Source organism: Brevundimonas abyssalis TAR-001 (genome assembly GCF_000466985.1).
Taxonomy (GTDB): Bacteria; Pseudomonadota; Alphaproteobacteria; order Caulobacterales; family Caulobacteraceae; genus Brevundimonas; species Brevundimonas abyssalis.
Map to the genome: position 1 here is coordinate 1 of NZ_BATC01000012.1, position 7,500 is coordinate 7,500.

At 69.5% G+C, this 7,500-nt stretch carries 9 protein-coding genes and 1 pseudogene (1 of these 10 only partly in view); 3 read left to right on the forward strand and 7 right to left on the reverse strand.

Annotated elements, in window-relative coordinates; genetic code table 11:
- The coding region (locus tag MBEBAB_RS05030) for a hypothetical protein (protein WP_045318903.1) at window positions 1-725 on the forward strand (725 nt) is incomplete at its 5' end.
- A gap of 192 nt (window positions 726-917) precedes the next feature.
- Here the strand turns inward: MBEBAB_RS05030 and MBEBAB_RS17270 are convergent.
- The 7 genes and pseudogenes from MBEBAB_RS17270 to hfaA all read right to left on the reverse strand — a co-directional run bounded on the left by MBEBAB_RS17270 (window position 918) and on the right by hfaA (window position 6,549).
- Window positions 918-1,670 (reverse strand): M16 family metallopeptidase, encoded by a 753-nt coding sequence (locus MBEBAB_RS17270; RefSeq protein WP_242397083.1) that lies wholly within the window; start codon window positions 1,668-1,670, stop codon window positions 918-920.
- Entirely contained in the window at window positions 1,604-3,301 is a 1,698-nt protein-coding gene (locus MBEBAB_RS17275) for a M16 family metallopeptidase (protein ID WP_373852861.1), read from the reverse strand. Before MBEBAB_RS17275 ends, MBEBAB_RS17270 begins: the two co-directional genes overlap by 67 nt.
- A pseudogene (locus MBEBAB_RS17280) lies at window positions 3,278-3,795 on the reverse strand (M16 family metallopeptidase); the annotation flags it as partial. The pseudogene MBEBAB_RS17280 and the gene MBEBAB_RS17275, both read right to left, overlap by 24 nt.
- 131 nt (window positions 3,796-3,926) lie before the next feature.
- The gene (gene hfaD, locus MBEBAB_RS15015; protein WP_158332120.1) at window positions 3,927-4,820 is read right to left on the reverse strand and encodes a holdfast anchor protein HfaD; all 894 of its coding nucleotides are present in this window, start codon (window positions 4,818-4,820) and stop codon (window positions 3,927-3,929) included.
- Window positions 4,751-5,173, reverse strand: coding sequence for a hypothetical protein (locus tag MBEBAB_RS05045; RefSeq protein ID WP_045318896.1), 423 nt, complete (start codon window positions 5,171-5,173; stop codon window positions 4,751-4,753). Before MBEBAB_RS05045 ends, hfaD begins: the two co-directional genes overlap by 70 nt.
- The gene (gene hfaB / locus MBEBAB_RS05050) at window positions 5,100-6,116 is read right to left on the reverse strand and encodes a holdfast anchoring protein HfaB (RefSeq protein ID WP_370541140.1); all 1,017 of its coding nucleotides are present in this window, start codon (window positions 6,114-6,116) and stop codon (window positions 5,100-5,102) included. The genes MBEBAB_RS05045 and hfaB overlap by 74 nt, the downstream gene beginning before the upstream one ends.
- Window positions 6,109-6,549 (reverse strand): holdfast anchoring protein HfaA, encoded by a 441-nt coding sequence (gene hfaA / locus MBEBAB_RS05055; RefSeq protein WP_021696865.1) that lies wholly within the window; start codon window positions 6,547-6,549, stop codon window positions 6,109-6,111. Before hfaA ends, hfaB begins: the two co-directional genes overlap by 8 nt.
- Window positions 6,550-6,665: 116 nt before the next feature.
- On the opposite strand from hfaA, the gene MBEBAB_RS05060 reads away from it, so the two are divergent.
- Window positions 6,666-7,418 carry a rhomboid family intramembrane serine protease gene (locus tag MBEBAB_RS05060; protein ID WP_081703428.1) on the forward strand — a complete coding sequence of 251 codons (753 nt, stop codon included), beginning with the start codon at window positions 6,666-6,668 and terminating at the stop codon, window positions 7,416-7,418.
- A 43-nt stretch (window positions 7,419-7,461) separates the two neighbouring features.
- Window positions 7,462-7,500 carry the 5' portion of a CBS domain-containing protein gene (locus tag MBEBAB_RS05065; protein ID WP_021696867.1) on the forward strand. Its footprint extends 390 nt past the window's final position, so the window shows 39 of its 429 coding nt (coding positions 1-39); its start codon is at window positions 7,462-7,464; the stop codon falls past the right edge of the window.

The window sequence follows — 7,500 nt, forward strand, 5'->3', positions numbered from 1 at the left end:
CGCCCCCGCCGCCGCCTCCGACCTGCTGCCAGCCGCCGGCCCCGCCGCCGTGCTGCGGCGGTGGAGGCAATGTGAACGTCAACGTCAATGTGAACACCAACGTCAACGCCTCGGCCCGCGCTGGCGCCTCGGCGCGTGCGGGCTCGACCATCGTGGTCGGCGGTGGGGGCGGCGCCTATTTCCAGGTGGACCAGCCCTATCCCACCACGATCCAGGGCCTGAACGTGGGCGGCATGGCCATGAGCCGGATGGTGCGGGTGCCCTATACCGAGACGCGCCGCTCGATGCGCCGCGTGGTGATCCAGGCCGTGTGCATCGACACGCGGTCCGTGCCCCATCCCGCCGCCCAGGTGCGCCCCGGCCGCGACGTGCTGGAAAGCTATGAGGGCGAACTGTACCGCTGCCTGGCGGGCACGCGCCTGCAGGTGACCCTGGCCGAATATCTGGACGAGGTGAATTTCGACGGCGGCGAGACGCTGCAATGCCGTGCGGGCGAGTCCCTGTGGCATTCGCGCGGGATCGTCGAATGCCGCCCGCAGCGTCCCGAGCGGGACTGCAACGAGCGGTCGCTGCTGCGCCGCTACGGCGCGGGCATCAAGATCCTGACCCTGTATCGCGAAGAGACCTACACGGCCTGGCGCGAAGAGGTGATCGAGGAGTCCTATGGTGAAGTGATCAACTCGGCCATCACCCTGGACGGGGGCGTGGGCGGCCGGGTGTTCTGAACCCGCCGTTCAGCGCCGCGTCATGCGCGGCGGGCCACGATGGGCCGGTCGATCTGATCGACGCCTTCCTGAGTGCGACTTGACGGCCCCGGTCACCGACCGGGGCCGTTTTTCGTCAGCAAGCTTAAGCGAGAGCCTGATTCCCGGCATCGGTGGAATCGCGAAAGCGATCCCACCTCAACCGATCAGGTTCTATTCGGCCGCCGCCTCGGCCGTGACCGTGGCGCGCCAGGCGCGGTCAGGCTGGAGGTAGGCCTGGGCCGCCTGCTGGATTTCCTCGGGCGTGATGGATTCCAGCTCGGTCAGGATGTTGCGGACCGCTTCGATCTTGGTCGGATCGTCGTGGAAGCCGTCCAGGGCGTTCAGCCAGTAGGGGTTGGTGTTGCGAGCCCGCCGGATGGACTCGACCACCGACAGGCGGGCGCGGTTCAGTTCATCCTCGTCGACCGGAGCGTCGCGCAGGCCGGCCGCGATCTGGTCGGCCGTCTCGAAGAAGCCGTCCAGGGCCTCGGGCGGCGTCTCGATCTGGATGAAGGCGTAGCCGTAGTCCGGGAACACCGTCGAGGAGCTGGCCCCGGCGCGCGGCGAATAGGCCACGCCCTGGTTTTCACGCAGTTCGTCGGTGACGCGCAGCTGCAGCACCTCGGCCATCAGGCTGGCGATGCGGGCGTCGCGGCGATCGCCGATGGAGTCCGTGGTCGGCCAGGCCACATAGCCCAGGGCCTGTCCGGCCTGGCCCGTGTGGGTCAGGCGGACCGGTTCGGACACCGGGGCCGGGAAGGCCACGTTGAGGGCCGACGCCGGGCGCTCGGGCGCTGCCGAACGGGTGGGCAGGGCGCCGAAGGTGGCGCCGACCGCGGCGACGGCGTCCTCGACCGTCACATCGCCCACCACCAGGATTTCGACCGGACCGGCGCCGGTGGACTGGGTGAACAGCTGACGCATCTCATCGATGGAGCCGCCCGCGATCTCTTCGGCGGTGGGGAAGCTGAAGCGCTTGTCGCCGTTGGCCACGAGACCCGAGCCTCGAGCGCGAAGGCGCCGCCGGGGGTGGCGCGCAACTGGTCCAGATACTGGCCCATCAGGCCCTGCATCCGCTGGAACGGCTCCGGGCGCCAGGCGGCGTCGGTGAAATAGGCCGCCAGAAGCTGCATCTGGGTCTGGAAGTCCTCGGGCCGCGTGGCGCCGGAGAGGGTGAAGGCGTCCTGGCCCGCACCCGCGCTGACGCTGACCACGTCGGCGGCGAGGACCTGTTCGATCTGGGTGCGGGTCAGCTGGCCGAGGCCGCCTTCGCTGAGCACCGGATCGATGGCCCACAGGGGGGTCATGCGGTCGGAAGGCAGGTCCAGATCGCCGCCGCCCGCGCGCACGGACACCAGGATCTGCTCATCGCTGAAGTCGGTCGGCTTGACCGTCAGGCGGACGCCGTTGGGGAAGGTGACCAGGGTGGTGCCCATATCCTCGATCACGGACTGGTCTGAGGGCGCGGCGGCCGTTCCGAAGTCCGTGTAGGGCCATTCCATGGCCTCGGTGGCGGCGGGGGCCTCCACCGGAACCTGCTGGGACGCTTCCAGGGCCGCGGTGACTACAGCCGCTCCGCCCTCGATGGGCTGGGGGGTGGTGATCAGGGCCAGGGGGCCGTTGCCGTCGAAGGTGGCGCGCAGGATGGCGTTGACGTCCGCCACGGTCATGCTTTCGACCACGGCGTTGAAGATGGCCAGATTGGTGGCCGGGTTTGTGAAGACGTCCTCGTTGTTGACCGCGTTGAGCAGGCCGCCGGCCAGGGCCGGGGTCTGGCGCGTGGCGGCGCCGGCGGCGGCGTTCTCCAGCGCGGTGCGGATCTCGGTGACCTCGCGCTGCAGCTCGGCCTCGCTGACGCCGTGCTGCACCAGACGGCGCTGCTCCTGTTCAGCGGCCTCGATGGCCGGCTGCCAGGCGCCGGTCTCGAAATTGGCGACCACCAGGCCGATGTCCATGGCGCCGAACAGTTCCTGATGACCGCCGCCGCCGCCGAGGAAGGGCGGGTTGGAGGATCGCGACAGTTCGCTCATGCGCCGGTTCAGGACCGCCAGGCCCAGGTTGCGCAGGACGCCTTCGCGGCGCGTCTCAAGGCTGTCGGGACGCTGGTCGGGCTCCTGGGTCCAGATCAGCTGGGCGCTGGACTGGGCGCCGGGCTCGATATGGATGTAGGTCTCGGCCTCGCGCGGCTGCAGTTCGCCGATGACCGGATCAGGCCCGGCCGGATACTCATTGGTCCAGTCCGCGAAGGTGTCGCGGATCTTGGCTTCCATCACGTCCACGTCGAAATCGCCGACCGCGATCAGGGTGGCGCGCTCGGGACGGTAGTAGGCGCGGTAGAAGTCGACGAAACGCTCGCGGGGCGCGGTGCGGATGATGTCCAGGTCGCCGATGGGCAGGCGGTTGGACAGGCGCTGGCCGGGGGCCACGAACTGAAGCAGGGCCCGGGTGGCGCGCAGCTGGGGCGTGTTGCGGGTGCGCTCCTCGCCGACGATGACGCCGCGCTCACGGTCCACGGCTTCGGGATCGAACAGCAGCTCGCTGGCGGTTTCGCGCATGACCATCAGGCTGGTGTCCACCACCTCGTCGGAGGTGTTGGGCAGGTTCAGCAGATAGGCGGTCTGGTCAAAGCTGGTGAAGGCGTTGGTGTCGCCGCCGAAGGACAGGCCCAGCCGCTCCAGCCGCCGGGTCATCTCGCCTCGGGAATGTTGGTGGAGCCGTTGAAGGCCATGTGCTCGAGGAAGTGGGCCAGGCCCAGCTGATCCTCGTTCTCCGCCAGGGAGCCCGCGTCGATGTTCAGGCGAAGGGCGGCCTGCTGGGGCGGGGTGGCGTTGCGCATGATGGCGTAGCGCATGCCGTTGGGCAGCTGGCCGAAGCGCACATTGGCGTCGGCGGGGATGTCGCTGGTCGCCTGGGGCCAGCCGGGCGCGGCGGACTGTGCGGCCTCGGCCGACGCCGGCGCAGCCTGCCAAGCATGGGCGGGCAGGCCCGTGGACGTCAGCAGCACGGCGGCGGACGCGCCCATGAGCAGGCGGGAAAGACGAGAACGCATGGTAAACTCCGGTCGGTCGCAGCGGGCGGCGCAAAGCGCGAATTCCCGGCGAGCAGGCGACCGCGCGCCCCTTGCGGCGGCCTGGCGCAACCGTAGTGGGCATGCCCGTCAGGGGCAAGCCGGGATGACGATCAGTCCCCGCCGGGCCGGGTGACGTAGAAGGTGGCCGAGTTGCCGACGGCGTTGACGCCGGTGATCACGGCCCGGCCATGGCTGTCGACGCGGGTGTTCGCGGTGGCGGTGACGGCGCCGCTGTTCACCTGGGTGTTGGCCGCCTCCAGATAGCCGGGGCAGTCCGAGCAGGAATAGGCGGTGATGGTGTTGCCCGCGGCGTCGGCGCCCACATAGGCGTCATAGCCGCCGTTGCCCTGGAACGAGGCGTCGGCCTGGACGCCCCCGGAGTTCACCTGGGTGTTGTCGATGCGCACATAGATGTCGGCGTTGCCCACATGGACCGAGTTTGCGGTGGCGCCCGCATGGCTGGTGACCTCGCCGAAGTCGTAGGCCGTGACGATGGCGTTGGCGCGCACGTCCGCGACGTTGCCCTGGTCGGTGCGGGAGATGACCGAGCCGCCCTGGTTGGCGACGGCCACATGGTTGGCGGTGGCGCGGGCGCGGCCGGCCAGGTCCCAGGCGTTGCCGGCGTTGGCGCTGGTGGTGGCCCAGACGGCGGCGCCGGTCTGGCGCTGGCGGATGGTCAGATCCTGGTCGCCCTGGGTGACGGTGGAGGCGACGGTGTTGCCGATGGCCTCGGCGGTGAACTCGGCCTCGGCCGGGACATACTGGGGATTGGCGAAGGTGTAGGCCTGGGTGAAGGCGGCGCTGGTCTGGTCGATGTCGGCGGTGACGACGCCGGCCGAACCGGCCATGGCCGTGACATTGCCGCTGGCCGAGGACTGGACCCGGCCGCCGCCGAGCATGCGCCCGGGCGCGCCGTTGACGGCGACGTCGGCGATCAGGTCGGCGGCGCCCATGGTCTGGGTGGCCTGAACATCGAGATCGGCGCCGTAGGCCTGGGCCTCCAGCCGGTTGCCTCGACCTGGGAGGTGAGGGTGACGGGCCCCTCGGCCTCGCCCGACAGGTTCAGCTCGATGGTCGAGCGGCCGTTACCGGTCATGGTCTGGTCCGACTGGACCTGAAAGCCCACGCCGTCATCGCCCGACGCCGAGGCGCGGTTGCCCACCGCATAGGTGGAGGCGGTGATCTGATCCTCGGAATCGACCACGTTCAGGGTCTGACCCGCGAAGACGTCGGCGTTGTTGATCTGGCCGTTCAGGACCAGTCCGGGATCCTGCGCTGCGGCCTCAGTAGCGGCCGCGACGCACAGTGTCGTCGCGGCGATCGTGCCAGCGAGACGGGTCGGCGCGAGTCTGGGCATTGTTCGCATCCGTGTTCTGATAAGCGGGGTAATAGCCGCCGGTCGGGCCGACGGTCGAGCCGCCCAGGGGATCGTTGGCGGCGTTCAGGCAGACTTCCGGGCCCGGCGCGCCGTAGAGGTTGGCCATCATCTCGAGCACAGCGCGCTCCACCAGGGTGCGCACGGCCAGCTGGACCGGCTCCATGCCGCCCTGACCGGCCGAGATGTCGAAGACGTTGCCGTTCAGGAAGTCGAACACGCCCGCCGAGATTTCGCGGCCGACGATCTGCTTCTGATAGGAGATGACGTCCACGATCTCCATGGACGTGGTCTGGACCATGCGCAGGTCCAGGGCGACGTTCATGACGAAGACCCGGCCGTTGATAATGCCGGAGCCCCCGGTGTCGGTGTCCACCTCGCCGCCGGCGATGTCGAAGCCGGCCGAGCGGATGTTGTAGTTCACCTCGGTGATGCCGCCGACAATGTAGAAGTCGGAGCCGGGCACCTGTCCGGCCAGGATCTGGCGGAAGGGCGGGGCCTCGGGATTGTCCGCGCCGCCTTCCTCGCCGATCAGGCGGTTGTTGGCGTAGCGCAGCTCCAGTTCGGACACCGAGGTGTCGTAGCGCTCGACCATGCGGGCGCCGGACTTGGCCAGGGCCGAGAAGGCCATCAGGGACGCGCCCTGGGTGATCTGGCGGCCGCCGTCCGTCGAGACCGTGCCGGTGTAGTCGCTGATCCGGCCCACCGCGATGCGCGGCGAGGGCAGGTCGTAGCGGCGGGCGTAGTCGGCCAGGCAGTACAGGGCCGTGGAATAGGGGGTCGGGTTGGCCGTCACCGGCGCATTGCCGATGGGCCTGGCGTAAAGGCCGTCAGGTCCGGCCGAGGTGCTGACGCAGCCGGCCATGAGGGCGGCCGCCGCCGTGGCGGCGATCAGAGGCCGGAAGCGGCGTCTGGTCTCACTCATCATCGCCATCCAGGTTCAGCGTGCCGTTCAGCGCGGTTCCGGCGGTGATGTCGCCCGTGTTGGTCTGGCGCGAATTGATGATGACGGTGTTCCGGCTGCCCTGGATCACCACGTTCAGGCTGTTGCCGATGGCCGTGGCGCCGGCGATGCCGGTGGAGCCGTTGCCGGCCCCCGAATAGGCGGAGGCCACGCCGCCCGAGCTCTGCGAATAGGCGCTGGCCCCGGACTGGATGATGCCGTTGACGATCAGGCGGTTGCCGTTGGCGTCACGGGTCGAGCCGGTGGCGGCGCGCGCGGTGGTGTAGCGCGACCCCTGATAGCCCGCCTGGAACGGAGCCGCGCCGGAGGACCCGGCCGACTGGGCGGCCGCCAGTTCCGGCGCCGCCAGGGCCACGGCCAGGGCCGTCACCGCGATAATCTTGCCGCCTGCCATTTCGACGCTCCCGCGCGAACAGAGTGAACGGGCTGGAAAGCAACCCGCGTGCCAAAGTGGGGCAGGGTCGTTAAGAAGCGCTTGATGACCGGGGGCAGGACGCGCATTTGATCCCCATGGATTCCGAACGCCCCGCCACGCCGCCGACACCCGAATCGCCGCCAGGCCGCGAGCCGGTGTTCAATGCGCCGGTGCTGGCGCTGTTGCTGGCGACCTCGATCGTGGGTCTGTACGCCCTGCAGAGCGGACCCGACGAGATGGAGATCAGCTATCGCTACGGCCTGATTCCCGCGCGCATGGCGGAGGGAGACTATGCCGGGCTGGTTACGCACATGCTGGTCCACGGCGGCTGGATGCACGCCATCATGAACGGGGTGGGCGCCCTGGCCTTCGCCGCGCCGGTCGCCCGCCTGATGGGCGGACTGAAGGGGCTGATCGGGTTCTTCTCTCTATATATAGCGTGCGGCGTGATCGCGGGCGGAGGCTACGCCCTGCTGCACCTGGACGGGACCGCGCCCCTGGTGGGGGCGTCGGGAGCGGTGTTCGGCCTGATCGGGGCGGCGACGCGGATGCTGGGCGGGCAGGGGCGTGTCCTGCCGCTGACCGACCGACGGGTGCTGACGTCCGCCGCCGCCTGGATCGGCGTGAACGTGCTGATCGGGGTGATCGGCAGCGCGGGCGTGACGCCCGGCATGGAAGGCGCCCGAATCGCTTGGGAGGCCCATGTGATCGGCCTGATCGCCGGGCTCCTTCTGATCGGACCCTGGGCGAAACTGTTCGGCCGCCCGCCGACGGTTCGTCAGTCCGCGTTTGATTCGCCGGGCCATATGAGCGACCTTGATCGCCGTGGCGGCCCCTGGGGAGCCTGACGGCCCCGGTTCGGCCGCTCTCTAATAAAGAGGAGCGCCGAAGTTGCTTGTCGCGGAAATACTGAAAACCAAGGGCGACGCC

Coding starts and splice junctions, on each gene's coding strand:
- hfaA (WP_021696865.1), bottom strand. CDS start 6,549: ATGGCAGGCGGCAAGATTATCGCGGTGACGGCCCTGGCCGTGGCCCTG.
- MBEBAB_RS05060 (WP_081703428.1), top strand. CDS start 6,666: ATGGATTCCGAACGCCCCGCCACGCCGCCGACACCCGAATCGCCGCCA.
- MBEBAB_RS17275 (WP_373852861.1), bottom strand. CDS start 3,301: ATGCGCGAAACCGCCAGCGAGCTGCTGTTCGATCCCGAAGCCGTGGAC.
- MBEBAB_RS17270 (WP_242397083.1), bottom strand. CDS start 1,670: ATGCGTCAGCTGTTCACCCAGTCCACCGGCGCCGGTCCGGTCGAAATC.
- hfaB (WP_370541140.1), bottom strand. CDS start 6,116: ATGAGTGAGACCAGACGCCGCTTCCGGCCTCTGATCGCCGCCACGGCG.
- MBEBAB_RS05045 (WP_045318896.1), bottom strand. CDS start 5,173: ATGCCCAGACTCGCGCCGACCCGTCTCGCTGGCACGATCGCCGCGACG.